We start from the raw sequence: 25,869 nt of genomic DNA, 5'->3' as shown, positions 1-25,869 counted from the left end.
CAAGGAGTGAGTTTTCAGATACTGATAGAGAAGGCCAGGGAACTGAGCAGCCGACCGACCTCTCCACGGAGCTGCTCAATGGCCGGAATCAGGCGTTCTTGCTGGTGAAGAGGGAGAGAGATGGCCATGGTGGCGGCGCTGGACCCCGCCGTGATGGGGATGGCGGCGCAGACCGTGCCGAGGGCATACTCCTGTCTTTCGACCACCGGTTGCATACGCTCCGTAGCCGCGAGGCGGTCCAGGAGTGCCCGTCGGTCCCGTACGGAATAGGGAGTGATGGCGCGGACGGGGTGTCTGTCCAGGTGGTCCTCGCGGGCCTTCTCGTCGAGCTGGCTCAGCAGACACTGTCCGATGGCGTGCGCGTGCCCGGTCTCGCGGAAGTCGGCCCACTCCTCGACGGCCGGGGCCGACGGCGTGTCGGCCACCCCGGCGATCTCGATCTCACCCTCGCGGTAGACCGCGAAGTAGACCGGCACCCCGATGGCGTCGCGCCACTCCGCCAGCGACTTGCTGATCTTGGTGCGACGATTCTGCAGCGCTCCACCGTCCGCCAGCCGCTCGGCCGCCTCACCGAACACGAAGACGCCGTTCTCCCTGCGCAGATAGCCCTCGTGGGTGAGGGTGCGCAGCAGGTGGTACGCGGTGGGCAGCGGCAGCCCGGCCTCCCGGGCCAGCTGTTTGGCAGGAGCGCCGTCCGTGTGTGCTCCCACGGCCTCCAGCAGGCGCAGCGCCCGCTGGACCGAACCGATCAGGGTTGGGACACCGGCGTTCGCAGCCGTGGCCACAGGTCACCCCCAGGCGTGCTGACGGGCAAGGGGCCCGCCGGAGGCAGCAGAGGTTTTCACCATAACGGCCCCCTGTGGCGCCATGAGGGGTTTGGCTCAGGCATCCCTCAGCCGGGCTAATCCTGGGGTGTTCTGTACGAGCGCTGTGCCTTTGCGGCAGCGCGCGCCCGTACGGAATTCCCGTGACTACCAGTCGCCGCGCGAGGAGGACGACGACATGAACCGCCGTACGACGTAGATGAGACCGCCGACCAGGGCCACGAAGATCAGCACCTTGAAGAGCAGACCGAACAGGAAGCCCACCACGCTGGCGATGAGACCGCCGAATACGACCAGGGCGATGACGGGCACGGCGACCCACTTCACCCACCAGGGCATCCCCGTGAATATCTCCCGTGCGGCCATCGTCCCTACCTCTTTCGTGCTGGTGAGTGTCCCGAAGTCTTGGGCTGCTGCCTTCGACACCCTCGATGCTAGGGGCGCGGGTCTGCGAACGGGGCCCTCGCAGCCCTTGATCTCCCCTGACCGGACCCCTAGGGAGACCCGGGGTCGCCGTCAGCTCTCAGGTGGAGAGAAGACGACCAGAACCCGCAGATCCTCGGCGATGTGGTGGAAGCGGTGGGCCACCCCCGCCGGCACATAGACGACGCTGCCCCGCGCCACCTCGGTGGTCTCCAGACCGACCGTGATGGACGCCCGGCCGCTCACCACGAAGTAGATCTCGTCCTGGGCGTGCGGCTTCTGCGGGTCCTGGTCGCCCGCGTCGAGCGCGTAGAGCCCGGCCGACATGTTCCTTTCCCGCAGAAACTGCAGGTACGCGCCGTCGTTGGCGGCGCGCTCCGCCTCGAGTTCGTCAAGCCGGAATTGCTTCATCGCCGTCCGCCCCTGCACTGGTACCGATCACGTCTGCCACGATCAGACACATGAAGAATTTCGTAGTCAAGACGCTCGCCAACGCGGGAGCCCTGGCCGTGGCCATCTGGCTGGTCAAGGACATCACGCTCACCGGTGACAGCACCGGCAAGAAGGCCCTGACACTCATTCTCGTCGCGCTGCTCTTCGGCGTGGTGAACTTCATCGTCAAGCCGGTCGTGAAGGTCCTCTCCTTCCCGCTGTTCATCCTCACGCTCGGCCTCATCACCTTTGTGATCAACGCACTGATGCTGCTGCTCACCTCCTGGCTGGCCGGAAAGCTCGATCTCACCTTCCATGTCGAGGGCTTCTGGACCGCTCTCCTGGGCGGCCTGATCATCTCGATCGTGTCCTGGGCGCTGAACGTCGTCCTGCCCGACGAGGACTGAGGAGAGCGCGGATGACCTCGGTCGCGAACCCTTCCCCGGAAGCGGGCGACGGCACCCGAGCGGTGCGGGCCGGCCTCCCGGACCCGGTGGCGTACGAACCCTCGCTGCCGGGGCCGGTGTTCGCCGCGCACTTCCACCTGCCGGGTGAGGCGGCGGGTCCGTACACCTACGGCCGGGACACCAATCCGACGTGGACCCATCTGGAGCGCGCCCTCGCCGAACTGGAGTCCCCCGAGGCGCCCGCCGAGGCGGTCGTGTTCGCCTCCGGCATGGCGGCGGTCTCGGCCGTCCTGCTCTCCCACGCGCGCGTGGGCGACGCCGTGGTCCTGCCGGACGACGGCTACCAGGCGCTGCCCCTGGTGCGCGAGCAACTCGCCGCGTACGGGGTCGAGGTGCGCACCGCGCCGACCGCGGCCGACGCCCAGCTGAGCGTCCTGGAGGGCGCGGCCCTCCTGTGGATCGAGTCGCCCTCCAACCCGGGCCTGGACGTCTGCGACATCCGGCGGCTGGCGAGGGCCGCCCACGACACGGGCGCGCTGGTCGCGGTCGACAACACCCTGGCGACCCCGCTGGGCCAGCGCCCGCTGGAGCTCGGCGCGGACTTCGCGGTGGCCAGCGGCACCAAGGGCCTCACCGGCCACGGCGATCTGCTGCTCGGCTATGTGGTCTGCCGGGATCCCGAGCTCGCCGCGCGCGTACGCAAGTGGCGCAAGGTCGTCGGGGCGATCCCCGGCCCGATGGAGGCCTGGCTGGCGCACCGCTCGCTGGCCACGCTCCAGCTGCGCGCGGACCGGCAGTCGGCGAACGCGCTGGCCGTCGCCGAAACGCTGGCGCGGCGCCCCGAGGTGAGCGGCCTCCGCCACCCCGGCCTGCCGACCGATCCCGCGCACCGGCAGGCCGCCGCCCAGATGCGCCGCTTCGGCTTCGTCGTCTCCTTCGACCTGCCCGACCGCGGGCACGCGGAGCGGTTCCTCGCGGCGCTGCGGCTGGTGGACGACGCCACGAGCTTCGGCGGGGTGCGCTCCACGGCCGAGCGGCGCGGCCGCTGGGGCGGCGACAAGGTCGCGGAGGGGTTCATCCGCCTCTCGGCCGGGGCCGAGGACACCGCGGACCTCGTGGCCGACGTGCTGCGGGCGCTGGACGAAGCCGCCCGGACCTGAGACGGGCGGTCCGAGCCTCCCCCCTCATGGCTCGGACCGCCTCCGGTTCCACGCGCGAAGAACCGTGTCCACAAGGCTAGTTGACTCTGTGTCAGTGTCCAATCACGGTAGCGACAGAGACCTATCGACATATTTATAGTTGTGTCCGGCCGGGGACGTCATGAGGCACTTCGGGACGGGAGGGCACCCATGGACCTCGCCCTGCTGCGGACGTTCGTCACCGTCCACCGCGCGGGCTCCTTCACCAGGGCCGCGGCCCTGCTCGGCCTCTCACAGCCCGCCGTGACCAGCCAGATACGCACGCTGGAGCGGCAGTTGGGGCGCCCGTTGTTCCTGCGCCAGGCGCGCGGGGTGACCCCGACGACCGTCGGCGACGAACTGGCCCAGCGGGCCGCCCCGCACCTGGACGCGCTGGTCGAGATAGCCGAGTCCGGCTCGTACGACGAGTCGGGCCTGCGCACCCTGCACCTCGCCGGGCCGCCGGAGTTCACCTCACTGCGCGCGCTGCCCGCGCTGACCTCGCTCGTCCCGCAGGGGATCGCCCTGCGGGCCGCCTTCGGCACCGCCGAGGAGACCCTGGAGGGCCTGGCCGCGGGCCACCACGACCTGGCCATCGCCACCGCCCGCCCGCGCGGCCGGCTGCTCTGCGCGACGCCGCTCTGCGACGAGGAGCACGTCCTGGTGGCGGGGGTGCGCTGGGCCTCGCGGGTCGCGCCGGGGGCGCTACGGCGCGGCGGCCCCGGCGTACTGGAGCACATTCCGGTGGTGGAGGTGCACGAGTCGCTCCCGTTCGTCTCGCGCTACTGGGCCGAGGTATTCGACACCAAGCCGGCCGCCGCGGGCACGGTGGTCGCGCCCGACCTGCGGGCGGTCCTGGAGACGGTGACGGCGGGCGCCGGCCTGGCCGTACTGCCGCGCTATCTGTGCGAGGGGGCGCTGGAGCGGGGCGAGCTCGTGGCGCTGCTCGACCCCCCGGTGCCACCGCTGCGCACGTACTTCCTGGCGGTGCGCACCGGCACGCTCGCCCTGCCGCACATCGCGCGGGCGCGGGAGTGGCTGCTGCGTGCCGCGGTCGACTGGAGCTGAGGGAGTTTCGCGGGCTCCGCCACGGGCCACATTCCTCCCATGACCGTCCGACCTGTGGTCAAGCGCACCGCACGAGCCGTCCTCCTGGACGGCGACGACCTGATTCTGATCAAGCGCACCAAGCCCGGCATGGATCCCTACTGGCTCACCCCCGGCGGCGGCGTCGAGCCGGAGGACTCCACCGTCGTCGAGGCCCTGCACCGCGAGGTGCACGAGGAGCTCGGCGCCAAGATCACCGATGTGGTGCCCTGCTTCGTCGACACCGTCGAGCACATCGGCGCCGACGGCGGGGCGACCGGCGTGAAGGTGCAGCACTTCTTCGTCTGCCGGCTCGACTCCATGGACCCGTCCCTGCGGCACGGCCCCGAGGTGGACGAGCCCTGCGGCGAGTACGAGATCGTCAGGATCCCCTTCACCCGCGTGGGTATCGCCTCCGTCCACCTCGTGCCGCTGTCGCTGCGGCACTACCTCGACGGCAACATCGAGGGTGTCCGCGCGATGCACGCGCCCGACCTGGGCTGATCCCCCGCCGGGCGCGTGACCGTCGGCGTGCGGCCTCAGCCGTTCGCCGCGACGAGCTCCTCCACGGAGTCATGCCGGATGCGGTCGGAGGGGATCCCGATGTCCCGCAGGGTGGTCACCCCGCTGCGGATCATCCCGGGCGGCCCGGAGACATAGGCGTCGTAGGAGTTCCACGGCCCGTACTCACGCACCGCGTCCGGCAGGCGCCCGCCCAGCCCCCGGCCGGGGCCGCCCGAGACCACCGGCCGCACCGACAGCCAGGAGTGCGCCTGCTGGAGCCGCATCAGGGTGTCGATGTCATAGAGGTCGTGGTTGCTGCGGGCGCCGTAGAACACCTCGACGGGCCGCCGCTCGCCGTACCGGGCGACGTCCTCGACCAGCGCCTTGATGGGCGCTATGCCGGTGCCGCCGCCCAGACACAGCAGCCCGTTGTCCGTGGAGTGGTCGACCACCATCGACCCGGCGGGCGCCCCCAGGCGCAGGGTGTCCCCGGGGCGGGCGCGGTGGACCAGCGCGCCCGAGACCCAGCCGGCCGGCACCGCCTTGACGTGCAGCGACAGCAGTCCGTCGGACCGGGGCGCGGAGGCCAGCGAGTAGTGCCGCCAGACCCTGGGCCACCAGGGCGTCTCCAGCGTCGTGTACTGCCCGGCCAGAAAGGGGTACGGCTGGTCGGGGCGGAGCGTGACCACCGCGATGTCCGGGGTCCGCAGATCGTGCGAGACGACCTCGGCGTACCACCAGGCCGGTTGGCGCCGCTCGTCCTCGTCGGCCGCGTCGATCATGATCTGCGACATCGTCGTGTACGCCCGGACCCAGGCGGCCTGTGTGGGCTCGTCCCACGTCTTCACGGCGTACCGGCTCAGCGCCCCGATGAGGGCCTCGCCGACGCCCGGGTAGTGCTCGGGCCGGGTCCCGTACTTACGGTGGCCCCGGCCCAGTTGGCGAAGATATTCAGTGAGTGCGGCGGTGTTCTCCAACTGCTCGGCCGCTGTGAGCAGCGCCTTGAGCAACCGGTCCCGCTGGGTGTCCATGGCTGCCGGAAAGAGCGTGCGCAGCTCCGGATCGCCCAGGAAAAGCAGTGCGTAGAAGTACGACGTGACCTTGTCCGCTAACGGTGCGATCTCCGCGAGTGTGCGGCGTATCAGCACAGCGTCGGTCGACGTGTTGGTCGGAGCGTTCATCCCTTTGTCTCGCCTCGAACTTCTGGCCGCAGTTACCGACGTCCGGGAGTCCCGTCCCTCCCGTATCGGAGCATGTCAGGTTCCGCGGCCCCGCGAGGACAAATCGCAGGAATCCCGGGTATCCGAACCCGCATTCCCCTAGGCTCGTCTGATCTGTGCCAGCGCGTAGGCCTCACGGAGGTCGCCCCCGGAGTAGGTGTGGGTGGCCTTTCCGGCGAGATGACGGTCGGCGTTGACGGCGACCGAGACGGGCACCGCGGCGAAAAGGTCCACGTCAGACAGGGAATCTCCGTAGGCGACACAGTCCGCCCGGCTCACCCCGAACTCGGCGCGCAGCCGCTCGGCGACCGTGACCTTGGCGGCGGAGCTGAGGATCCCCGCCGGGTCGACGGGCCGGGTGAAGGGCACTTCGGGGAAGACGGAGCCGTGCGCGGCGTGGGCTCCCCACTCCAGCAGCCGCTCGACGAAGAACGACGGCGAGAGCGAGATCACCGCGCAGTAGTCACCGCCCTCCCGGATCTCCCGCCACACCTCCTGGATCCCGGCGAGCCAGGGGGCCGAGACGAAGGCGGCCGTCACATGCTCCCGCGTCAGCCCCGACCAGAGCCGGTGGACCCGGACCGCGTACTCGGGCGGTCCGATCAGACCGGCGGAGAGCTCCCGCTCCAGCTCGCCGACCTCCTCCAGCAGCCCGAGCTGCCGGGATATCTCGACCGGCGCTGCGGAGCCCCTGATGAGGGTCCCGTCGAGGTCGAAGAGATGAAGTCTCGCCATGTACGCCGAGGCTAGTACCCGTGGCCATGCCGGAGCGTCGGGCACCCGCCGGTTCCGTGGGCGTCCAGGGCTTCCATGTTTCACGTGAAACAGCGCTTTGGCCGTGCCGTTCCCTGTTTCACGTGAAACATCCGGGCGAAGACTGACAGAGCGTGGCCGAAAGCAACGTGCTGTATCCGGAAAACGGTGGACGCGGTACGGGTTCATCGGACAGCCTGATCTCCATGCCCTCACCGCTCGACGAGCTCCCGATCCGCCGTCTGACCATTGACGACCTCGTTTCCTGCGCCGACCTCTCCGAAAACCGCGGCTGGCCGCGCGAGGAGCACAAGTGGGGCCTGCTCCTCACAGCGGGAAAGGGCTATGGAGTCGATGACCCGGACGGGAAAGGGCTGGTCACGGCCTGCGTAGTCACCTCGTACGAGGATCTGGCCGCGATCGGCATGGTGCTGGTGGCCGAGAAGTACGCGCGGCAGGGCGTGGGCCGGCGGCTGATGCGGCACGTCCTGGCGGAGCTGGGCGAGCGGCCCGTCACGCTGCACGCCACGCCCTACGGGCAGCCGCTCTACGAGCAGCTGGGCTTCGAGACCACCGGCCGCGCGGAGATGATCCGTGGCCACTTCCGCCCTTCGGGCCCCGCGCCCACCGTGGCGACCCGCCCGGCGACCGCCGAGGACCTGCCCGCCCTGCTGCGATTGGACGCCGAGGTCTTCGGCCGTGACCGCACGCATGTGATCACCCGGCTGCCGGCCTTCGCGGACCAGCTGCGCGTCGCTGAGGACTCGGGGGGCCTCATCGGCTACGCGGCGGCCTGGCCGAACATGGAGACCCATGTCGTGGGCCCGCTGGTGGCGCGCGACACCGAGACCGCGAAGGCCCTGGTGGCCTCGCTCGCCGCGGGTACGGACCGCCCGCTGCGCACCGACATCGACGTACGCCACGAGGAGCTGCTCGACTGGCTGAAGGCGAGCGGTCTGGAACCGATCGCCTTCAACGCCGTCATGACCCGCGCCATCCCGGGCCTGCCCGGTGACTGGACCCGCCGCTTCGCCCCGCTGACGGTCGCCGCGGGCTGAGCCTGCCGACCGTACGGCGGAACTGTGGCCTGCCGTACGGCGTCGAGGCATGCCCATGGTTCAGACGAGGCGCTGGACGGCCTCCGTGGCGAAGCCATGGTCCTGCTCGGGGGAGCCGCCGCCCACGCCGATCGCTCCGACCAGCCGGCCGTCACGGTGGACCGGGACGCCGCCCGCGATGAAGAGCAGCGGCCGGTCGAGCGCGGTCGGCAGGGTGTGGAAGGGCCCGCCGGGCTGGACCGCGTCGACGAGGTCGGCGGTCGGGGCGCCGAGCTGGAGGGCGGTGTACGCCTTGCGCGTGCTGGTCTCGCCCGCGATCAGTACGGCGCGGTCGTCGCGACGGAAGGCCAGCAGATGGCCGCCCGCGTCGAGGACGGTGACGGCTACCGTGGCCCCGGCATGCTCGGCCGCGGCCCGGGCGGCCTCCACGAGGGCTTCGGCGTCCTGGATGGTGAGCGGGGCGACAGCGGTGGTGGTGCTCATGAGGGGTGAACTCCTTGGTGGGTCAGAGCGGCCGGTCAGGGTGACCGGAGTGGTTCGGGTGGTCAGTGGTGCGCCGCGGTGGCGCGGGCGGGCTCGGGCGCAGCGCCCGTGACGATCCGGCTGTCCGTCCCCGTACGCCTCTCCAGCGCGCTGGAGACGACGGCGAGGACGACAGCCGAGGCGGCGAGCGCGGCGCCGACCCAGTTCGGGGCGGTGTAGCCGAGGCCAGCGGCGATGACGAGCCCGCCGAGCCAGGCGGAGAGCGCGTTGCCGAGGTTGAAGGCGCCGATGTTCATGGCGGAGGCCAGGGTGGGGGCGCCCGCGGCCTGGTCGAGCACGCGCTTCTGGAGCGGTGGCACGGTCGCGAAGCCGAGCGCGCCGATCAGGAAGACGGTGACGGCCGAGGCGGTCTTGTCATGGGCGGTGAGGGTGAACAGGGCCAGGACGACGGCGAGGCCGCTCAGCGACGTGTAGAGCATCGGCATCAGGGCCCGGTCCGCGAACCGGCCGCCGATCAGGTTCCCGACGACCATGCCGAGTCCGAAGAGGACGAGCAGCCAGGTGACGGAGCCGTCGGCGTAGCCCGTGACATGGGTCATCATCGGCGTGATGTAGGTGATCGCGGCGAAGACGCCGCCGAAGCCGAGCACGGTCATCGCCATGGCGAGCAGCACCTGCACGTTGCGGAACGCGGCGATCTCGTGCCGCAGCCGGACGCCCTCGGCCCTGGGCATGTCGGGGACAAGCTTGGCGACGCCCAGCAGCCCGACCACACCGAGTGCGGCCACGACGAAGAACGTGGTGCGCCAGCCGATCTGCTGGCCGACCAGGGTGCCCAGCGGGACGCCGACGACATTGGCGACGGTGAGGCCGGTGAACATCATCGCGATGGCTCCGGCCTTCTTCTCGGGGGCGACCAGATCGGCCGCGACGACCGAGCCGATGCCGAAGAACGCGCCGTGCGCCAGGGAGGCGACGATCCGTCCGGCGAGCATCAGCCCGAAGACGGGGGCGACGGCGGAGAGCACGTTGCCGACGATGAAGAAGCCCATCAGCAGCATCAGCATGCGCTTGCGGGAGATCCGGGTGCCCAGGACCGTCATCAGCGGGGCGCCGAGCACCACACCGAGCGCGTATCCGGTCACCAGGTAGCCGGCCATGGGGATGGTCACGTCGAAGGTGTCGGCCACCTCCGGGAGCAGACCCATGATCACGAATTCGGTGGTGCCGATACCGAACGCCCCGATGGCCAGGGCTAGGAGCGCGAGTGGCATGGGGTTCTCACCCTTCCAGGAGATTGCACGAGCGCCTTACGAGCGTCCACAATAATTGCAGACGCGGGTTAATTGCAAACGCGGGCTATTGCACTCGTGACCTATCCTGGTCTCAAGCCGCTCCGGACGGAGGACAGACGCATGACCGCGACGGACCCCGCACTCACCGCCCTCTCCCAGGGCTGGTGCGCCCTCTCGCTGCTGCACGGGAAGATCGAGGCCCATATCGAGCGGGCCCTGCAGTCGGGGCACGAGCTGAGCGTGCGCGAGTACTCGCTGCTGGACGTCCTCAGCCGCCAGCACAGCGGTCCGGGCGGACATCTGCAGATGAAGCAGGTCGCCGACGCCGTCGTGCTCAGCCAGTCGGCCACCACCCGCCTGGTCACCCGCCTGGAGGACCGCGGTCTGCTGACCCGCTATCTCTGCGACACCGACCGGCGCGGGATCTACACGGACGTGACGGAGTCCGGGCAGGCCCTGCTCGCCGAGGCCCGGCCCACCAACGACCGCGCACTGCGCGAGGCGCTCGACGAGGCCGCACGGAACCCGGAGCTCGCCCCGCTGGTCCGGGCCGTCGAGGAACTCCGCGTCCCTGCGTAGCGCTCCCCCGGCGTAGTCTCCGGGCCATGAGCGATCTTGAGATACGAGCGGCCGCGCCGCAGGACATCCCGGCGATCGTGGCGATGCTCGCCGATGACCCGCTGGGCGCCCAGCGGGAGTCGCCGGACGACCTCGCCCCGTACCTCGCCGCCTTCCAGCGGCTGGCCGAGGATCCCCATCAGCACCTGGTCGTCGCCGTCCGCGGCGACCAGGTCGTCGGCACGCTCCAGCTGACCGTCATTCCCGGGCTCTCCCGGCGCGGTGCCACCCGCTCGATCATCGAAGGCGTACGCATCCACGCCGATGAGCGAGGCAGTGGCCTCGGCACCCGGCTCATCGAGTGGGCCGTCGAGGAATCCGGGCGCCAAGGCTGCCAGTTGGTCCAGCTGACGTCGGACGCCACCCGGATCGACGCCCACCGCTTCTATGAGCGGTTGGGCTTCGAGGCGTCCCATCTGGGCTTCAAAAAGACCCTCTGACCCTCCGGGCCGGTCACTCGCCGCGTACCCCGGGGGCTCGTGGGTCGCGTTTCACGTGAAACCAGACCGTAGAACAGGCCGTGTTTCACGTGAAACATCAGACCCCGCGCCAGCCTTCGGGGTCGACGCCTCCGGGGACCGCCTCGGCCGGCCCGTATGGCTCCCGGGTGAAGACGAACGACCCGAGGTCGAGATGGCTCACCGAACCGTCCGGTCGGCGCACAGCTCGCAGGATCTCGCCCTGGTAATAGCCGTCGAGCCCGATCCAGCTGCCGTCCGTCCGGGCCTCGAACTTCGCCGCGCGACCGGGGCCGCGCAGCGGCTCCAGCGCCACCGAGCCGTCGGAGTTCAGCCGCAGGCCGTAGGAGTAAGTCCCCCAGTACCAGGGCCCGGTGAGCTCAAGGAGCGCCGGATCGACCTCGGACAGGGGCCGCCACGGCGCGGGCAGCTTCGGCTCGGCATCGACGACGATCCGAATGAGATCGGCGGCGATTGTGGCGGCCGCACCCGTGGTGGAGTTGGCGAGGGCGACCGCCCCGACGCCGTCCTCGACGCTGATCCACAGACCGGCCACGAATCCGGGCAGGGAGCCGGTGTGCCCGGTGAGCGTGCGGCGGTCGCCCTGGCGGGTCACCTGGAGACCGAGTCCGTAGCCGCTGTGCCAGTCCCCCGCCTCGGGCGGGGCGGACGGCGTGCGCATCTCCCGTACGCTCGCGGCGCTCAGCACCCGGTCGTCTCCCACCGCGAGGAAGGCGGCGAAGCGGCAGAGGTCGGCGGCGGTCGACCAGAGCTGGCCCGCCGGGGCCATGATCCCCAGGTCCTCGGACGGCTCGGGAAGCAGGGCGTCGGCCCAGGGGTGCACGGCCCAGCCGCCGGCGTGCGGGGCGACCGGCCGGCAGCTGGTCCTCGTCAGCCCCAGCGGATCGAGGATCTCGCTCTGCAGGGCCTCCTCCCAGGAGACCCCCCGTACCGCCGCGACCAGCGAACCGAGCAGCGTGTATCCAGGGTTGGAGTAGTGGTGCAGCCTGCCGACCGGGTGCAGCAGCGGGTTCTCGCCCAGCACGTCCGAGAGCTCCGGGCGAAGCGCCGCCGAGCTCCGCTCCCACCAGGGCGCGGGTGTCTCGGCCGCCAACCCCGCGCTGTGACTGAGGAGTTGGGCGATCGTGACCTCGCCGACGCCAGTACCGGGCAGATGCTTCTCCAGCGGGTCTTCGAGGTCCAGCAGACCCTCGTCCCGCAGTCGCATGACCAGTACGGCGGTGAAGGTCTTGGTGATCGAGCCGATGCGGTACTGGACGTCGGCGTCCGGCCCGTGGCCCTCGACCGAAGTGCGCGAGCCCGTCCAGACGATCCGGCCCTCGCGGACCACCGCGGCGACCAGCGAAGGCAGCCTCCCCTCGGACTGGGCGACGGCGAGGCGGTGGATCAGCGCGCGTTCGGTACTGGGCAGCAGGTCGGCCGGGGCCGTGGTCATCGGCGGGGTGATCGGTACATACGGGGATGAGGTCATGGCCCAGGTGTATCCCCGTGCCCCACAGCCGTCGAACGGTTTTCGCGGCCGACACGCGTGAGCCGGCGTGGGCCACAGGCTCCGGCCCGCGCATGCCAGGGACGGATCAGGTCTGCGCCATGTCCACGAAGCGCGAGTAGTGGCCCTGGAAGGCCACGGTGATCGTGGCCGTGGGGCCGTTACGGTGCTTGGCCACGATCAGGTCCGCCTCGCCCGCGCGCGGCGACTCCTTCTCGTACGCGTCCTCACGGTGCAGCAGGATGACCATGTCCGCGTCCTGCTCGATGGAGCCGGACTCACGCAGGTCGGAGACCATCGGCTTCTTGTCGGTGCGCTGCTCGGGGCCACGGTTCAGCTGGGACAGCGCGATGACGGGGAGCTCCAGCTCCTTGGCGAGCAGCTTGAGGTTTCGCGACATGTCCGAGACCTCCTGCTGGCGGCTCTCGGCGCGCTTGGAGCCACCGGACTGCATCAGCTGGAGGTAGTCGATGACGACGAGCTTGAGGTCGTTGCGCTGCTTGAGCCGACGGCACTTGGCGCGGATCTCCATCATCGACAGGTTCGGGGAGTCGTCGATGTACAGCGGGGCCTGGGAGACATCCGGCATCCGGCGGGCGAGGCGGGTCCAGTCCTCGTCGGTCATGGTGCCGGAGCGCATGTGGTGCAGCGCGACCCGGGCCTCGGCCGACAGGAGACGCATCGCGATCTCGTTGCGGCCCATTTCGAGGGAGAAGATCACGCTGGGCAGGTTGTGCTTGATGGAACAGGCCCGGGCGAAGTCCAGCGCCAGCGTGGACTTACCCATGGCGGGACGGGCCGCGATGACGATCATCTGGCCCGGGTGCAGGCCGTTGGTGAGCGAGTCGAAGTCGGTGAAGCCGGTCGGCACACCCGTCATCTCGCCGCTGCGCGAGCCGATCGCCTCGATCTCGTCGAGCGCGCCCTCCATGATGTCGCCGAGCGGGAGGTAGTCCTCGCTGGTGCGCTGCTCGGTGACCGCGTAGATCTCGGCCTGGGCGGAGTTGACGATCTCGTCGACGTCGCCGTCCGCCGCGTATCCCATCTGCGTGATCTTGGTGCCCGCCTCGACCAGGCGGCGGAGCACCGCCCGCTCGTGGACGATCTCCGCGTAGTACGACGCGTTGGCCGCGGTCGGCACCGACTGGACCAGGGTGTGCAGATACGAGGCGCCCCCGACGCGGGTGATCTCGCCCCGCTTGACCAGCTCGGCCGCCACGGTGATCGGGTCGGCCGGCTCGCCCTTCGCGTACAGGTCGAGGATCGCCGTGTAGACGGTCTCGTGCGCCGGCCGGTAGAAGTCATGGCCCTTGATGATCTCCACGACGTCCGCGATGGCGTCCTTGGAGAGCAGCATGCCGCCGAGGACGGACTGCTCGGCGTCGATGTCCTGCGGAGGGACCCGCTCGAAGCCCGACGAGCCGCCGCCGTCCCAGGACTCGCTCTCGCTGCCCCGGTCGTGCTGGTCGTCGCGGCCGCGGCCCCGCCCCTCGGCGCGGCGGGGTCGGGAGACGGGCAGACGGTCACCCGGACCGCTGTCGGCCCAGGGGTCGTCCAAGGGCTCGGGAATGCTCACCGGGCCACCTCCTCCCGTCCGCTCCGCGGACCTAGCCGTGCCACTCTTTCTACGGCACGACACTGACAAAACGAGAGGCCCGACTCCGGTTCCGGCGCGTCGGGCGCCGGTCCACGTTAGGCCCGTCGGCACCGTCAGCCAATCTGGTTATCCACAGGCCATGTGGACGACGGACCAGATGCTGTGGAGAACCCCGCAGAACCTGTGCACGGACCGGGGGACAGCACTGTGGACAAAGTCATAGCCGCCCCACTAACGCCACCCTGACCTGCGGCTTTTCCATCCACTGGCTGTGGGGGAGAAAAACTTTCCCGGCTGGCCCAAGATCACGACAAACGGCGCACAGCAGAACCGCACTCCGGTTCCAAGGTAAGGATCACTAATGCATTGCATCTCTTACCTGTGGAAGATTAGATTGAGTTCATGACACAGGCCCCAGTGGCACCGAGGAACACCCGGCGCCGACACGACCGCGAGATCGTCTCGCTCGCCGTCCCCGCCTTCGGCGCTCTGGTCGCCGAGCCGCTCTTCGTCATGGCCGACAGTGCGATCGTCGGCCACCTCGGCACCCCGCAACTGGCCGGCCTGGGCATCGCGGCGGCCCTCCTCACCACCGCCGTGAGCGTCTTCGTCTTCCTCGCCTACGCCACCACAGCCGCCGTGGCCCGCCGCGTCGGCGCCGGAGATCTTCAGGAAGCCATACGCCAGGGGCATGGACGGCGTCTGGCTCGCCCTGCTCCTCGGCGCAGCCGTCATAGCCGTCGTCCTGCCCGCGGCCCCCTGGTTCATCGACCTCTTCGGCGCCTCGGACACCGCTGCCCCCTACGCCGTCACCTATCTGCGTATCTCCGCGCTGGGCATCCCCGCCATGCTGATGGTGCTCGCGGCCACCGGCATCCTGCGCGGCCTCCAGGACACGAGAACCCCGCTCTATGTCGCCATCGGCGGCTTCGCCCTGAACGCGGCACTGAACGTCGGGCTCGTTTACGGAGCGGACCTCGGCATCGCAGGATCCGCCTGGGGCACCGTCATCGCCCAGGTGGCCATGGCTGCCGTCTACCTCTCGGTGGTCGTACGGGGAGCCCGGCGGCACGGCGCCTCACTGCGCCCCGACGCGGCGGGTATCCGCGCCAGCGCCCAGGCGGGGGTTCCTCTGCTGGTCCGTACGCTCTCCCTGCGTGCCGTCCTGATGATCGCCACCGCCGTCGCCGCCCGTCTCGGCGATGCCGATATCGCCGCCCACCAGATCATCCTGTCCCTGTGGAGCCTGCTGGCGTTCGCCCTGGACGCCATAGCCATCGCCGGGCAGGCCATCATCGGCCGCTATCTGGGGGCCGAGGACACGGAGTGCGCCCGCCAGGCGTGCCGGCGCATGGTGGAGTGGGGCATCGCGGCGGGCGTGGTGCTCGGCCTGCTCGTGGCCGTCGCCAGGCCGCTGTTCATCCCGCTCTTCACCGGCGACCACACGGTCCAGGACACCCTGCTGCCCGCTCTCCTCGTCGTCGCCCTTTCCCAGCCGATCGCGGGCGTCGTCTTCGTCCTCGACGGAGTGCTCATGGGCGCGGGCGACGGCCCCTATCTGGCGGGGGCCATGCTGGTGACCCTCGCCTGCTTCGCTCCCGTGGCGCTGCTGGTCCCGACGCTCGGCGGCGGACTCACCGCCCTGTGGTGGGCGATGGCGCTGATGATGACCGTCCGGATGCTGACGCTATGGCTCCGGGCCCGCTCGGGCCGCTGGCTGGTGACGGGCGCGACGCGCTGATACCGCACGGAGGGCCGGGCCCCGCGTGGGCGCGGCGGGCACGATGTTTCACGTGAAACGCAGCGCCAGCCCAAGCGAGCGGGCTGTTTCACGTGAAACATCGCGCTCGCGCCCCCTCCGACAACGGCGAAGGGCCGCACCCCAGAGGATGCGGCCCTTCTTATGCTCTGCTGAGCTCTGCCCTTAGGCGGCGACGACCTCGACGCCAACCTTCGCGGCAACCTCGGCGTGCAGACGCACGGACACCTGGTGCGCGCCCAGGGTCTTGATCGGCGAGCCGAGCTCGACGCGACGCTTGTCCACGTCCGGGCCACCGGCAGCCTTGATCGCCGCAGCGACGTCGGCCTGGGTGACGGAGCCGAAGAGACGGCCGGCGTCGCCGGAGCGAACGGCCAGACGCACCTTCACGCCCTCGAGGCGGGCCTTGATCTCGTTGGCCTGCTCGATGGTGGCGATCTCGTGGATCTTGCGAGCACGACGGATCTGCTCGACGTCCTTCTCGCCGCCCTTGGTCCAGCGGATCGCGAAACCACGCGGGACCAGGTAGTTGCGAGCGTAGCCGTCCTTGACGTCGACGACGTCGCCAGCGGCACCGAGGCCAGAGACCTCGTGGGTGAGGATGATTTTCATTTTTCGGTCACCCTTCCCTTATCGCGCGGTGGACGTGTAGGGCAGCAGCGCCATCTCACGGCTGTTCTTGACGGCCGTGGCGACGTCACGCTGGTGCTGCGTGCAGTTGCCGGTCACGCGGCGGGCACGGATCTTGCCGCGGTCGGAAATGAACTTCCGCAGCATGTTCGTGTCCTTGTAGTCCACGTAAGCGGTCTTGTCCTTGCAGAAAGCGCAGACCTTCTTCTTAGGCTTGCGCACAGGCGGCTTCGCCATGGTGTTTCTCCTGTGTGATCAAGAAGTGGGGGTACGGGCTGCCCTAGAAGGGCGGCTCGTCCGAGTAGCCGCCGCCGGAGCCGCCGGAGCTTCCGCCCCAGCCGCCACCGCCGCCACCCTGCTGCTGGCCACCGCCGGCCGGCGCGCTGGAGGCCCAGGGGTCGTCGGCGGGAGCGCCGCCGCCCTGGGGACCACCGCTGGGGGCTCCGCCCCAGCTGCCGCCGCCCTGCTGCTGGCCACCGCCGCCGTAACCACCCTGGCCGCCTCGACCGGTGGTCTTGGTGACCTTGGCCGTGGCGCTCTTGAGGCTGGGGCCGACCTCGTCGACGTCCAGCTCGTAGACCGTGCGCTTGACGCCCTCGCGGTCCTCGTAGGACCGCTGCTTCAACCGGCCCTGCACGATGACGCGCATGCCTCGCTGAAGCGACTCGGCGACGTTCTCCGCCGCCTGACGCCAGACCGAGCAGGTCAGGAACAGGCTCTCGCCGTCCTTCCACTCATTGGTCTGACGGTCGAAGGTGCGGGGAGTCGACGCGATACGGAACTTCGCGACGGCCGCACCGGACGGGGTGAAGCGCAGCTCGGGGTCGTCGACGAGATTGCCGACGACCGTGATGACGGTCTCGCCTGCCATGGGTGAACCTCTCGGCGGGGATTGCTGCTGGCTGCTGTGTTGCTACTCGGAACCCGAAGACTTCTGAGCGGAAGCTCAGTGGGTCTCGGGACGGAGGACCTTGGTCCGGAGGACCGACTCGTTCAGGTTCATCTGACGGTCGAGCTCCTTGACGACCGCAGGCTCGGCCTGGAGGTCGATGACCGTGTAGATGCCCTCGGGCTTCTTCTTGATCTCGTAGGAGAGACGACGACGGCCCCAGGTGTCGACCTTCTCGACCTTTCCGTTGCCCTCACGGACGACGGAGAGGAAGTTCTCGATCAGGGGGGAGACAGCGCGCTCCTCCAGATCGGGGTCGAGGATGACCATCACCTCGTAGTGACGCATGTGGAACCCACCTCCTTTGGACTCAGCGGCCACGGTCGTTCCGTGGCAGGAGGGTCGTGATGCGTACGCAACGGTATCCGCCGCCACTGACAATCCCGCTCCGAGGGAGGGGGACCGCGTCCTGGCCAGGGCAGACACCGGTGCAGACCGTACAGAGTACCTGCACACCCGCTTCCGGTTGAAATCCGGCGGTCAGGGGGCACAATCTGTACACATCGGGTGTGCGCGGCGCTACCCTTCGCCGCGTTCCGCTTCCGCCAGGAGGTGCCCCATGGCACAGGCAATGCGATCGAACTCGTCCGTCGTCTCCCTCTTCGCCACCGACGGCAAGCCCCACCCCCTCCAGGACGCCTTCATGGCGGTGACCGTCGTCCTCGGCGCACTGGCCTTCATCACCGCGTTCTTCCACAACCTGCATCTGCTCAGCTCGTGGGCGGGCCTCGTCGGAATCCTCACCGGGGCGTACGGACAGTTCATCTCGGAGACGACCCGCGAGCGGTTCCTGCTGATCCTCGGGCTCGGCGCCTCCGCGGTCGGCTTCTTCCTGGGCATGGCACACGGCGGCCTCTTCGGCGGTGTCGTCGGCGGCTGAGAGCAGCCCGCACCGACCCAGGGCCCGTACGGCCATCCGGGGCGCTCCCCGGGCGCAGTAGGCTTCGGCGCGAGAGCCGGAGCCCCTGTACCCATGGGGACACACCTGCCGAGGAGCGCCCCGCATGAGCCTGACCCTGAGGACCATCAGCCGAGAGCAGCATCTGGCGTACATCCAGAGCCTGCCCGCGGCGAGCCACTGCCAGGTCCCGGCGTGGGCTGAGGTGAAGACCGAGTGGCGCTCGGAGAACCTCGGTTGGTTCGACAAGAGCGGCCAGATGGTCGGCGCGGGTCTGGTGCTCTACCGGCAGCTGCCGAAGATCAAGCGGTATCTCGCGTACCTGCCCGAGGGCCCGGTCATCAACTGGTACGCCCCGAACCTCGACGACTGGCTCCAGCCGATGCTGGCGCACCTCAAGCACCAGGGCGCATTCTCGGTGAAGATGGGGCCGCCCGTCGTCATCCGGCGCTGGGACTCGGCCGCCATCAAGTCCGGCATCCAGGACCCGGACGTCAAGCGTCTGCGGGACGTCGAGGCCACCCACATCGAGCCGCGTGCCTTCGAAGTCGCCGACCGGCTGCGGAAGATGGGCTGGCAGCAGGGTGAGGACGGCGGCGCGGGCTTCGGCGATGTGCAGCCGCGCTATGTCTTCCAGGTGCCGCTCGCCAACCGCTCGCTCGACGACGTCCTCAAGGGCTTCAACCAGCTGTGGCGCCGCAACATCAAGAAGGCCGAGAAGGCCGGCGTCGAGGTCGTCCAGGGTGGCTACCACGACCTTGAGGAGTGGCAGCGGCTGTACGAGATCACTGCCGTCCGTGACCACTTCCGGCCGCGCCCGCTCTCGTACTTCCAGCGCATGTGGACCGTCCTCAACAACGAGGACCCCAACCGGATGCGGCTGTATTTCGCGCGGCACAACGGCGTGAACCTGTCGGCGGCGACGATGCTCGTCGTGGGCGGGCACGTCTGGTACTCCTACGGCGCCTCCGACAACATCGGCCGTGAGGTCCGGCCCTCGAACGCGATGCAGTGGCGGATGCTGCGCGATGCGTACGCCATGGGCGCGACCGTCTACGACCTGCGCGGCATCTCCGACTCGCTCGATGAGACCGACCACCTCTTCGGTCTCATCCAGTTCAAGGTGGGCACCGGCGGCGAGGCCGTCGAGTACGTCGGTGAGTGGGACTTCCCGCTGAACAAGCTGCTGCACAAGGCCCTCGACATCTACATGTCGCGGCGCTGATGGTTGCGTAATCTCGTCTCTCATACCTCTGATACACCGCAGCCACCAGAAAGGTTCCGGATCCGGCCATGGCGCTCTCCCTGTACGTCGACACCGCTCGCTGGCGGGCGCACCAGAAGTCCGTGGTCGACCAGTTCCCGGGCATCGTCCCGGTCTGCAAGGGCAACGGCTACGGCTTCGGCCACGAGCGGCTGGCCGAGGAGGTGAACCGGTTCGGCTCGGACGTCCTGGCGGTCGGCACCACCTATGAGGCCGCCCGCATCAAGGACTGGTTCGGCGGCGACCTGCTGGTGCTCACGCCGTTCCGGCGGAGCGAGGAGCCGGTGCCGCTGCCGGACCGCGTCATCCGCTCCGTGTCGTCCGTGGACGGGGTGCACGCCCTGGTGGGCGCCCGTGTGGTCATCGAGTGCATGAGCTCGATGAAGCGCCACGGCATCAAGGAGGAGGAGCTCGGCCTGCTCCACTCCGCCATCGACGACGTGCGCCTGGAGGGCTTCGCCCTGCACCTCCCCCTCGACCGCACCGACGGCTCGGACGCGGTCGAGGAGGTCATCGCGTGGATGGACCGGCTGCGCGCGGCCCGGTTGCCGCTGCACACCATGTTCGTCAGCCATCTGCGGGCCGAGGAGCAGGCGCGGCTGCAGCAGCAGTTCCCGCAGACCCGCTTCCGCGCCCGTATCGGCACGCGGCTGTGGCTCGGCGACCACGAGGCGACCGAGTACCGGGGTGCGGTCCTGGACGTCACCCGGGTCGCGAAGGGTGATCGTTTCGGCTACCGCCAGCAGAAGGCCGCCTCCGACGGCTGGCTGGTCGTCGTCGCCGGCGGCACCTCGCACGGCGTCGGGCTCGAGGCCCCCAAGGCGCTGCACGGGGTGATGCCGCGTGCCAAGGGCGTCGCCCGGGCCGGTCTGGCGACCGTCAACCGCAATCTGTCGCCCTTCGTCTGGGACGGCAAGCAGCGCTGGTTCGCCGAACCGCCGCACATGCAGGTGTCGATCCTCTTCGTCCCGTCCGACTCCCAGGAGCCGCGCGTGGGCGACGAGCTGGTGGCCCATCTGCGGCACACCACGACGCAGTTCGACCGTCTGGTCGACCGCTAGACGAGAGCAGTCTGCATCCGGATGTGACGAAGGGCCCCCGCCACCGGCGGGGGCCCTTCGCGTCGATCCGGCGTGCTCAGGCGCCCGGCTGCCCCGTGCCCCACTCCACCCGCGGGCCCTCCACCAGGTGGGCCGCGTGCCGGGGCGGATGCGCCGCCTGCCCCAGGACGAACACGTCCCCGGCCCCGTCGAGCACCCCGCCGGACGGGTCGTCCGCGCCGTCGCGCCGTACGACGTCCCGCTCGGGCATCAGGATGTCGCGCACGATCACCGCACACAGATAGAGCGTCGTCAGCAGATGGGCGGCGATGGCCAGCTGATAGCCCTCCGGCGGCAGCCCCTGGTGCTTCTCGCCGCTCATCGTGTACGCCAGGTACATCCAGATCCCGAGGAAGTAGACGACCTCCCCGGCCTGCCAGATCAGGAAGTCCCGCCAGCGCGGCCTGGCCAGCGCGGCCAGCGGGACCAGCCAGAGCACGTACTGCGGCGAGTAGACCTTGTTGGTCAGGATGAACGCGGCGACGACCAGGAAGGCGAGCTGGGCGAAGCGCGGCCGGCGCGGCGCGGTCAGCGTCAGCGCCGCGATGCCCACACACAGCAGCACCATCAGCAGCGTCGCCAGGTTGTTCACCAGGTCGACGTCCAGGGACTTGCCGGTGCGCTGCGAGATGATCAGCCAGAAGGAGCCGAAGTCCACGGACCGCTCCTGGCTGAACGTGTAGAACTTCTTCCAGCCCTCGGGGGCGAGCAGCATCACCGGCACGTTCACGGCCAGCCACGCGGCCGCGGCTCCGAACAGTGCCACTCCGTACTCCCGCCACTTCCCGGCCCGCCAGCACAGGAACAGCAGCGGTCCGAGAAGCAGGACGGGGTACAGCTTGGCGGCTGTCGCGAGTCCGATCAGGATGCCGAAGGCGAGTGGGCGGCTGCGGGACCACATCAGCATGGCGGCGGCCGTCAGCGCGATGGCGAAGAGGTCCCAGTTGATCGTCGCGGTGAGCGCGAATGCGGGTGCCAGGGCGACCAGCAGGGCGTCCCAGGGGCGGCGGCGGTGGGTCCGCGCGACACAGACGGCGATGACGGCCGTGCAGGCCATCAGCATGCCCGCGTTGACCATCCAGTAGATCTGCTCGCGGTGCTGCATGCTGCTGCCGGACATCCAGGAGACCGGCCAGGAGGCCACCTCCATGAACAGCCCGGTCAGCACCGGGTATTCGAGGAAGTCCATGTCGCCGGAGAGCCGGTCGAAGTAGGGGATCTTCCCGTCGGCGAAGCCCCGGCCCACGTACAGGTGCGGGATGTCGGAGTAGCAGGCGTGGGTGTACTGGGAGTTCACACCCCGGAACCAGGCCCATTCGTAGCAGGGGGCCTTCTGCGCCATACCGAGGGCGAACATGCCGATGGCGACGAGGGCGATGACCCGTACGGGAGTGAGCCAGTGGCCCGCCCCCCAGGCCCAGCGGCCCATCGGGCCGCCCAGCACCTCGCTGCCGGCCGCGGCGACCTCATCCTGCTCCGTGGGCCGTACGACGGGTTCGGCGGGCTTCACACGCCGGTCCTCGTACGCGCGGGCACTGGTCTCGCTCGTCATGCCGCACATCCTGCCGTACAGCTCTGGGGAAATGCCGAGGGGCGATGTTTCACGTGAAACACCGTTTCACGTGAAACATCGCCCCTGGCGTCAGCGGCGTCCGCCGGATCCGCTAGCCGGTCGGTCCTCCGAAGATGTTCCCTTGGCTGCCGTTGCCCGGTTTGGACTTACTGGGAGACGGGCTGCCGCTGGGGCCGCTGATGTCGCCGTTGGTGCTGCCCTGATCGGTTCCCGCGTCCGTGCCCGCGTTGGAGCCGCCGGGGCCCCCGGGGCCGCCGCAGTTCCAGTCCCACTTGCCGCAGGACTTGCTGGGCTTCGGGGTCGGCGAGGGCGTCAGGGACGGGGTGGGCGAGGGGCTGCCGGAGGGCGACGGCGAGTCCGACGGCGACGGGGAGGGGGACGGGCTGGGCGACATGCCGCCGCCGTACACCTTGTCGCCGATCGGCTCGGGCGTCGGGAAGTCGACGGCCGGGACGCCGGTCAGCGCCTGCTCCATGTAGTCGTGCCAGATGGTCGACGGGAACGACGCACCGTGGATCTTCTCCTGGCCGCCGGTCCCGAACATCTTCAGGAACTCGCGCTTCTTGTTGGTCTCGTTGTCGTCCAGGCGGTACATGCTCACCGCGGTCGACAGCTGCGGCGTGTAGCCGACGAACCAGGCGGACCGGTTGCCGTCGGTCGTACCCGTCTTGCCCGCCACGTCACGGCCGCTGAGCTGGGCGTTGGTTCCGGTGCCCTTCTCCACGACGTTCTTCAGGACGTCCGTCACGTTGTCCGCGATCGCCGCCGAGAAGGCGCGGGTCGCCTTGTCGTCGTGCTGGTAGATGACCCGGCCGCGCTTGTTGACCTTCTCGACCGAGTACGGGTCGTGGTGCATCCCGCTGGTCGCGAAGGTGGCGTAGGCGCCGGCCATCCGGATGGCGCTGGGGGAGGAGGTACCGATGGAGAACGACGGCACGCTGGAGGAGGCCAGGCTGTCCTTGCGCAGACCCGCCGCGAGGGCGACGTCCTTCACCTTGTCGGTGCCGACGTCCATGCCGAGCTGGACGTACGGCGTGTTCGCCGACTCCTGCATCGCGTACCGCAGGTCGATCCCGTAGCTGGGGGGGTTGTAGGACTCGTTGCCGTCGTTGGTCTGGAGCCACTGCCCGCCCTTGGCGTCGGTCCAGACACTCCCGTCGTAGTTCCTGATCTTCAGCTTGTTCATGCCGCTGTAGATGCTCTTCGGGGAGACCGGCGTCCGCTCCGACTCGCCCTGGTCCTTGGGACCCTTGGGGTCGCGCTTGCCGTACTCCATGGCGGCGGCCAGCACGAACGGCTTGAAGGTCGAGCCGACCTGCGCACCGGTCTGGTCGGCGTTGTTGGTGAAGTGCTTGGTGGCGTCCTCACCGCCGTAGAGCGCCTTGATGGCTCCGCTCTTGGTGTCCACCGAGGCCGCGCCGAACTGGACGAAGGTGTCCTTCGTCGGGCGCTTCTTCGGGTCGATGTTCTTCTTGCGGACCTTCTTCACCACGTCTTCGAGCGCCTGGACCTTCTTCTTGTCGAAGGTCGTGTGGATCTCGTAGCCGCCCTGGTCCAGGTCACCGGCGGTGATGCCCTGGGTGTTGTTGTTGACGAAGTACGCCTTGGAGAGGCTGACCAGATAGCCGATCTGCCCGCTGAGCTGTGCGTTCTTCTTGGGCTTGTCCGGCATCGGGAAGGTCTTGTACTTGGCCCGCTCCGCCGCCGGGAGGTGGCCGTCCTTCACCTCCTCGTCCAGGATCCAGGCCCACCGGTTCATGGCGTTCTTGGTGTTCTGCTGCGGGGTCGCCGCCGGGTCGATCTCGGTGGCGCCGGCCGGGTCGAAGTAGGTGGCGCCCTTGAGCAGCGAGGCGAGGAACGCGCACTGGCTGGGGTCGAGGTTCTGGGCGTCCTTGCTGTAGTACGTGCGGGCCGCTGCCTGGAGGCCGTAGGCACCGCGCCCGTAGTAGGCGGTGTTCAGATAGCCCGCCATGATCTCGCTCTTCTTCTTGGTCGCGCCGACCTTGATGGAGATGAAGAGCTCTTTGAACTTACGGGTCAGGGTCTGCGACTGGTCGTCCAGCCGGGCGTTCTTCACGTACTGCTGGGTGATCGTGGAGCCACCCTGCGTGTGGCCGCCCTTGGCCATGTTCACCAGGGCGCGCGCGATGCCCTGGGGGTCGACTCCGGAGTCGGTCTCGAAGGTCTTGTTCTCCGCCGAGATCACCGCGTACCGCATGGCGGCCGGGATCTTCTCGTACGCGATGATCTGGCGGTTGACCTCACCACCGGTCGCGACCATCTGGGAGCCGTCGGCCCAGTAGTAGACGTTGTTCTCGGCCTGGGCCGCCTGGGCCACGTTCGGGACGCTCACCATCCAGTAGGCGATGCCGATCACGATCACCAGAGTGCTGAGGAAACCCAGGCTCAGCCCGCTGACCAGCTTCCACGAGGGCACCCAGCGCCGCCACCCGTGCTTGTTGTAGCGCGGGTAGTCGATGAACCGCTTCTTCCCGGGGCGCCGGTTGCCCGGGCCCGTTCCGCCGCGGCGCCCGCCCGGACCCGCCGGACCACCGCCGCCGGGCTCGGCCGCTCGTCTGCGTCCGCCCCGCTGGGCGGCCCGCCGTGCCTCGGCGCGCCCACCCGTCGACCGCTGCTCGTCGTACGAGCCGGAGGTGGACCCGGTGGCCGAGTCCCGGGCGGGGGCCGCGCGGCGGCCGGACGGCTGCTGGGCAGCCCGTCGGGCCGCGGCCCGGCCCCCGCCTTGCGACTCCGGCGGTTTGCGACGGTGCTCGCTCATCGAACGACTACTCCTCGGGCAGGCGAGTGCGCCTGAAAGCGACTGGTGAGTTCCGGTCCCCCCGACAGACGGACCAGCCCTGCGACGAGCTCGTCCGCCGTGCATCCGGTATGCCGATGGCGCGATACGCGCCGACGCCCCCTGACGTCACTCGGCCACCGGTGGTCTGCATGCCGCACAGACTACGCACGGTCAAAACCAGCCTAGGGCCGAAGTTCACCCCAAATCAGGCAACTTACTTCCCACGAATTGACGATGTGACGCCGTTCACGATGGCCCCCCTTGTCGCAGGAGCGCCACCGTTCTATCGTCAGGATGTATCGAGTCGATACATCAGCACGGCATAAAGGTCCGCGGCGGCAGAGGAGGCGAAGGTTGAGCAGACGCTCCGGCATCCTCGAATTCGCCGTACTCGGTCTGCTTCGCGAGGCCCCGATGCACGGGTACGAGCTGCGCAAGCGGCTCAACACCTCACTGGGGATCTTCCGGGCCTTCAGTTACGGGACCCTCTACCCCTGCCTCAAGACGCTGGTCGCGAGCGGCTGGTTGATCGAGGAACCGGGCAGCGCTCCCGAGGACGCTCTCGCCGCTTCACTCGCAGGGCGCCGGGCCAAGATCGTCTACCGGTTGACGGCCGAAGGGAAGGAGCACTTCGAAGAACTGCTCTCCCACACCGGTCCCGACACCTGGGAGGACGAGCACTTCGCGGCACGTTTCGCCTTTTTCGGGCAGACGGAGCGCGAGGTGCGGATGCGCGTGCTGGAAGGTCGTCGCAGCCGGCTGGAGGAGCGCCTCGAGAAGATGCGCGCCTCCCTGGCCCGTACGCGCGAGCGCCTGGACGACTACACGCTTGAGCTGCAGCGGCACGGCATGGAGTCCGTGGAGCGCGAAGTGCGCTGGCTGAACGAGCTCATCGAGAGCGAGCGGGCGGGACGGGATCAGCGATCCGGTCCGGCCACCGGCTCCGCTCAGCAGGACAACACATCAGGAGAGACGGGCGGCCTGCCCCGGCATCGGGACAGCACCCGGCCGGATCCGTCCGAGGACACCGCCAACTGAAGGCCCTGCATC

26 protein-coding genes and 1 pseudogene are annotated in these 25,869 nt (G+C 69.4%); 12 read left to right on the top strand and 15 right to left on the bottom strand.

Going from position 1 to position 25,869, the window contains the following annotated elements; all coding sequences use genetic code 11:
- Positions 1 to 14: 14 nt before the first annotated feature.
- The 3 genes from ABD236_RS27905 to ABD236_RS27895 form a co-directional block, all read right to left on the bottom strand.
- Positions 15 to 785 (bottom strand): IclR family transcriptional regulator, encoded by a 771-nt coding sequence (locus ABD236_RS27905; RefSeq protein ID WP_344078235.1) that lies wholly within the window; start codon positions 783 to 785, stop codon positions 15 to 17.
- A gap of 186 nt (positions 786 to 971) precedes the next feature.
- Positions 972 to 1,190, bottom strand: coding sequence for a DUF5326 family protein (locus ABD236_RS27900; RefSeq protein ID WP_344078233.1), 219 nt, complete (start codon positions 1,188 to 1,190; stop codon positions 972 to 974).
- A 150-nt stretch (positions 1,191 to 1,340) separates the two neighbouring features.
- Positions 1,341 to 1,658, bottom strand: a complete 318-nt coding sequence (locus ABD236_RS27895) for a cupin domain-containing protein (protein WP_067162214.1) — start codon at positions 1,656 to 1,658, stop codon at positions 1,341 to 1,343.
- Between the two features lie 50 nt (positions 1,659 to 1,708).
- On the opposite strand from ABD236_RS27895, the gene ABD236_RS27890 reads away from it, so the two are divergent.
- The 4 genes from ABD236_RS27890 to ABD236_RS27875 all read left to right on the top strand — a co-directional run bounded on the left by ABD236_RS27890 (position 1,709) and on the right by ABD236_RS27875 (position 4,854).
- Positions 1,709 to 2,086, top strand: a complete 378-nt coding sequence (locus tag ABD236_RS27890; RefSeq protein WP_344078229.1) for a phage holin family protein — start codon at positions 1,709 to 1,711, stop codon at positions 2,084 to 2,086.
- An 11-nt stretch (positions 2,087 to 2,097) separates the two neighbouring features.
- Complete coding sequence (locus ABD236_RS27885; RefSeq protein ID WP_344078227.1) at positions 2,098 to 3,246, top strand: cystathionine gamma-lyase; 1,149 nt, start codon at positions 2,098 to 2,100, stop codon at positions 3,244 to 3,246.
- A 189-nt stretch (positions 3,247 to 3,435) separates the two neighbouring features.
- The gene (locus ABD236_RS27880) at positions 3,436 to 4,332 is read left to right on the top strand and encodes a LysR family transcriptional regulator (RefSeq protein ID WP_344078225.1); all 897 of its coding nucleotides are present in this window, start codon (positions 3,436 to 3,438) and stop codon (positions 4,330 to 4,332) included.
- Between the two features lie 39 nt (positions 4,333 to 4,371).
- Positions 4,372 to 4,854, top strand: a complete 483-nt coding sequence (locus ABD236_RS27875) for an NUDIX domain-containing protein (RefSeq protein WP_344078223.1) — start codon at positions 4,372 to 4,374, stop codon at positions 4,852 to 4,854.
- Positions 4,855 to 4,889: 35 nt separating this feature from the next.
- On the opposite strand, the gene ABD236_RS27870 is transcribed toward ABD236_RS27875, so the two are convergent.
- Together ABD236_RS27870 and ABD236_RS27865 are read right to left on the bottom strand one after the other, a co-directional pair.
- Positions 4,890 to 6,035 carry a globin domain-containing protein gene (locus ABD236_RS27870; RefSeq protein ID WP_425543971.1) on the bottom strand — a complete coding sequence of 382 codons (1,146 nt, stop codon included), beginning with the start codon at positions 6,033 to 6,035 and terminating at the stop codon, positions 4,890 to 4,892.
- 138 nt (positions 6,036 to 6,173) lie between these two features.
- Entirely contained in the window at positions 6,174 to 6,809 is a 636-nt protein-coding gene (locus ABD236_RS27865; protein ID WP_344078221.1) for an HAD family hydrolase, read from the bottom strand.
- Positions 6,810 to 7,033: 224 nt separating this feature from the next.
- On the opposite strand from ABD236_RS27865, the gene ABD236_RS27860 reads away from it, so the two are divergent.
- Positions 7,034 to 7,885 carry a GNAT family N-acetyltransferase gene (locus ABD236_RS27860; RefSeq protein ID WP_344078219.1) on the top strand — a complete coding sequence of 284 codons (852 nt, stop codon included), beginning with the start codon at positions 7,034 to 7,036 and terminating at the stop codon, positions 7,883 to 7,885.
- Between the two features lie 60 nt (positions 7,886 to 7,945).
- Here ABD236_RS27860 and ABD236_RS27855 read toward each other — a convergent pair whose 3' ends face one another.
- Positions 7,946 to 8,368, bottom strand: a complete 423-nt coding sequence (locus tag ABD236_RS27855; protein WP_344078217.1) for a GlcG/HbpS family heme-binding protein — start codon at positions 8,366 to 8,368, stop codon at positions 7,946 to 7,948.
- 62 nt (positions 8,369 to 8,430) lie between these two features.
- Positions 8,431 to 9,642 carry an MFS transporter gene (locus ABD236_RS27850; protein WP_344078215.1) on the bottom strand — a complete coding sequence of 404 codons (1,212 nt, stop codon included), beginning with the start codon at positions 9,640 to 9,642 and terminating at the stop codon, positions 8,431 to 8,433.
- Positions 9,643 to 9,783: 141 nt separating this feature from the next.
- Here ABD236_RS27850 and ABD236_RS27845 point away from each other — a divergent pair, with 141 nt between their 5' ends.
- A complete protein-coding gene (locus tag ABD236_RS27845) occupies positions 9,784 to 10,242 on the top strand; it encodes a MarR family winged helix-turn-helix transcriptional regulator (RefSeq protein WP_344078213.1) in 459 nt (152 codons plus the stop codon).
- Positions 10,243 to 10,268: 26 nt separating this feature from the next.
- Positions 10,269 to 10,721: a GNAT family N-acetyltransferase gene (locus ABD236_RS27840; protein WP_344078211.1), complete on the top strand. Its 453-nt coding sequence runs from the start codon at positions 10,269 to 10,271 to the stop codon at positions 10,719 to 10,721.
- A 97-nt stretch (positions 10,722 to 10,818) separates the two neighbouring features.
- On the opposite strand, the gene ABD236_RS27835 is transcribed toward ABD236_RS27840, so the two are convergent.
- A complete protein-coding gene (locus ABD236_RS27835) occupies positions 10,819 to 12,195 on the bottom strand; it encodes a serine hydrolase domain-containing protein (RefSeq protein WP_344078368.1) in 1,377 nt (458 codons plus the stop codon).
- A gap of 142 nt (positions 12,196 to 12,337) precedes the next feature.
- Positions 12,338 to 13,807 (bottom strand): replicative DNA helicase, encoded by a 1,470-nt coding sequence (gene dnaB, locus ABD236_RS27830; RefSeq protein WP_067162191.1) that lies wholly within the window; start codon positions 13,805 to 13,807, stop codon positions 12,338 to 12,340.
- Positions 13,808 to 14,248: 441 nt separating this feature from the next.
- On the opposite strand from dnaB, the pseudogene ABD236_RS27825 reads away from it, so the two are divergent.
- Positions 14,249 to 15,587 (top strand): annotated as a pseudogene (locus tag ABD236_RS27825) (MATE family efflux transporter).
- 183 nt (positions 15,588 to 15,770) lie between these two features.
- Here ABD236_RS27825 and rplI read toward each other — a convergent pair.
- From rplI to rpsF, 4 genes are all read right to left on the bottom strand, one after another.
- Complete coding sequence (gene rplI, locus ABD236_RS27820; protein WP_067162187.1) at positions 15,771 to 16,217, bottom strand: 50S ribosomal protein L9; 447 nt, start codon at positions 16,215 to 16,217, stop codon at positions 15,771 to 15,773.
- Between the two features lie 18 nt (positions 16,218 to 16,235).
- Positions 16,236 to 16,472 (bottom strand): 30S ribosomal protein S18, encoded by a 237-nt coding sequence (gene rpsR / locus ABD236_RS27815; RefSeq protein WP_005315025.1) that lies wholly within the window; start codon positions 16,470 to 16,472, stop codon positions 16,236 to 16,238.
- Between the two features lie 43 nt (positions 16,473 to 16,515).
- Positions 16,516 to 17,106 (bottom strand): single-stranded DNA-binding protein, encoded by a 591-nt coding sequence (locus ABD236_RS27810; RefSeq protein WP_344078209.1) that lies wholly within the window; start codon positions 17,104 to 17,106, stop codon positions 16,516 to 16,518.
- 75 nt (positions 17,107 to 17,181) lie between these two features.
- Positions 17,182 to 17,472: a 30S ribosomal protein S6 gene (gene rpsF / locus ABD236_RS27805; protein WP_067162183.1), complete on the bottom strand. Its 291-nt coding sequence runs from the start codon at positions 17,470 to 17,472 to the stop codon at positions 17,182 to 17,184.
- A gap of 271 nt (positions 17,473 to 17,743) precedes the next feature.
- Between rpsF and ABD236_RS27800 the strand changes: the two genes are divergently transcribed.
- The 3 genes from ABD236_RS27800 (at position 17,744) to ABD236_RS27790 (ending at position 20,407) form a co-directional block, all read left to right on the top strand.
- Complete coding sequence (locus ABD236_RS27800) at positions 17,744 to 18,064, top strand: hypothetical protein (RefSeq protein WP_344078206.1); 321 nt, start codon at positions 17,744 to 17,746, stop codon at positions 18,062 to 18,064.
- Positions 18,065 to 18,188: 124 nt separating this feature from the next.
- A complete protein-coding gene (locus ABD236_RS27795; protein ID WP_344078204.1) occupies positions 18,189 to 19,307 on the top strand; it encodes a lipid II:glycine glycyltransferase FemX in 1,119 nt (372 codons plus the stop codon).
- Between the two features lie 68 nt (positions 19,308 to 19,375).
- Entirely contained in the window at positions 19,376 to 20,407 is a 1,032-nt protein-coding gene (locus ABD236_RS27790) for an alanine racemase (RefSeq protein ID WP_344078201.1), read from the top strand.
- A 76-nt stretch (positions 20,408 to 20,483) separates the two neighbouring features.
- On the opposite strand, the gene ABD236_RS27785 is transcribed toward ABD236_RS27790, so the two are convergent.
- Positions 20,484 to 21,998 carry a glycosyltransferase family 87 protein gene (locus ABD236_RS27785; protein ID WP_344078198.1) on the bottom strand — a complete coding sequence of 505 codons (1,515 nt, stop codon included), beginning with the start codon at positions 21,996 to 21,998 and terminating at the stop codon, positions 20,484 to 20,486.
- 112 nt (positions 21,999 to 22,110) lie between these two features.
- Positions 22,111 to 24,798, bottom strand: a complete 2,688-nt coding sequence (locus tag ABD236_RS27780; RefSeq protein WP_344078195.1) for a transglycosylase domain-containing protein — start codon at positions 24,796 to 24,798, stop codon at positions 22,111 to 22,113.
- Between the two features lie 375 nt (positions 24,799 to 25,173).
- On the opposite strand from ABD236_RS27780, the gene ABD236_RS27775 reads away from it, so the two are divergent.
- On the top strand, positions 25,174 to 25,857 hold the full coding sequence (locus tag ABD236_RS27775) for a PadR family transcriptional regulator (RefSeq protein ID WP_344078192.1): 684 nt from the start codon (positions 25,174 to 25,176) through the stop codon (positions 25,855 to 25,857).
- The last annotated feature ends 12 nt before the right edge of the window (positions 25,858 to 25,869 follow it).

It is taken from the genome of Streptomyces crystallinus (assembly GCF_039521265.1).
GTDB classification, from domain to species: Bacteria; Actinomycetota; Actinomycetes; order Streptomycetales; family Streptomycetaceae; genus Streptomyces; species Streptomyces crystallinus.
The sequence above is the reverse complement of the archived record's forward strand: the minus strand, read 5'-3'. Positions and strand labels throughout refer to the sequence as shown.

Coding starts and splice junctions, on each gene's coding strand:
- ABD236_RS27840 (WP_344078211.1), top strand. CDS start 10,269: ATGAGCGATCTTGAGATACGAGCGGCCGCGCCGCAGGACATCCCGGCG.
- rpsR (WP_005315025.1), bottom strand. CDS start 16,472: ATGGCGAAGCCGCCTGTGCGCAAGCCTAAGAAGAAGGTCTGCGCTTTC.
- ABD236_RS27855 (WP_344078217.1), bottom strand. CDS start 8,368: ATGAGCACCACCACCGCTGTCGCCCCGCTCACCATCCAGGACGCCGAA.
- ABD236_RS27885 (WP_344078227.1), top strand. CDS start 2,098: ATGACCTCGGTCGCGAACCCTTCCCCGGAAGCGGGCGACGGCACCCGA.
- rpsF (WP_067162183.1), bottom strand. CDS start 17,472: ATGCGTCACTACGAGGTGATGGTCATCCTCGACCCCGATCTGGAGGAG.
- ABD236_RS27860 (WP_344078219.1), top strand. CDS start 7,034: ATGCCCTCACCGCTCGACGAGCTCCCGATCCGCCGTCTGACCATTGAC.
- ABD236_RS27785 (WP_344078198.1), bottom strand. CDS start 21,998: ATGACGAGCGAGACCAGTGCCCGCGCGTACGAGGACCGGCGTGTGAAG.
- ABD236_RS27875 (WP_344078223.1), top strand. CDS start 4,372: ATGACCGTCCGACCTGTGGTCAAGCGCACCGCACGAGCCGTCCTCCTG.
- ABD236_RS27810 (WP_344078209.1), bottom strand. CDS start 17,106: ATGGCAGGCGAGACCGTCATCACGGTCGTCGGCAATCTCGTCGACGAC.
- ABD236_RS27870 (WP_425543971.1), bottom strand. CDS start 6,035: ATGAACGCTCCGACCAACACGTCGACCGACGCTGTGCTGATACGCCGC.
- ABD236_RS27800 (WP_344078206.1), top strand. CDS start 17,744: ATGGCACAGGCAATGCGATCGAACTCGTCCGTCGTCTCCCTCTTCGCC.
- ABD236_RS27835 (WP_344078368.1), bottom strand. CDS start 12,195: ATGACCACGGCCCCGGCCGACCTGCTGCCCAGTACCGAACGCGCGCTG.
- ABD236_RS27790 (WP_344078201.1), top strand. CDS start 19,376: ATGGCGCTCTCCCTGTACGTCGACACCGCTCGCTGGCGGGCGCACCAG.
- ABD236_RS27850 (WP_344078215.1), bottom strand. CDS start 9,642: ATGCCACTCGCGCTCCTAGCCCTGGCCATCGGGGCGTTCGGTATCGGC.
- ABD236_RS27900 (WP_344078233.1), bottom strand. CDS start 1,190: ATGGCCGCACGGGAGATATTCACGGGGATGCCCTGGTGGGTGAAGTGG.
- ABD236_RS27795 (WP_344078204.1), top strand. CDS start 18,189: ATGAGCCTGACCCTGAGGACCATCAGCCGAGAGCAGCATCTGGCGTAC.
- ABD236_RS27865 (WP_344078221.1), bottom strand. CDS start 6,809: ATGGCGAGACTTCATCTCTTCGACCTCGACGGGACCCTCATCAGGGGC.
- ABD236_RS27880 (WP_344078225.1), top strand. CDS start 3,436: ATGGACCTCGCCCTGCTGCGGACGTTCGTCACCGTCCACCGCGCGGGC.
- ABD236_RS27895 (WP_067162214.1), bottom strand. CDS start 1,658: ATGAAGCAATTCCGGCTTGACGAACTCGAGGCGGAGCGCGCCGCCAAC.
- ABD236_RS27845 (WP_344078213.1), top strand. CDS start 9,784: ATGACCGCGACGGACCCCGCACTCACCGCCCTCTCCCAGGGCTGGTGC.
- rplI (WP_067162187.1), bottom strand. CDS start 16,217: ATGAAAATCATCCTCACCCACGAGGTCTCTGGCCTCGGTGCCGCTGGC.
- ABD236_RS27890 (WP_344078229.1), top strand. CDS start 1,709: ATGAAGAATTTCGTAGTCAAGACGCTCGCCAACGCGGGAGCCCTGGCC.
- ABD236_RS27780 (WP_344078195.1), bottom strand. CDS start 24,798: ATGAGCGAGCACCGTCGCAAACCGCCGGAGTCGCAAGGCGGGGGCCGG.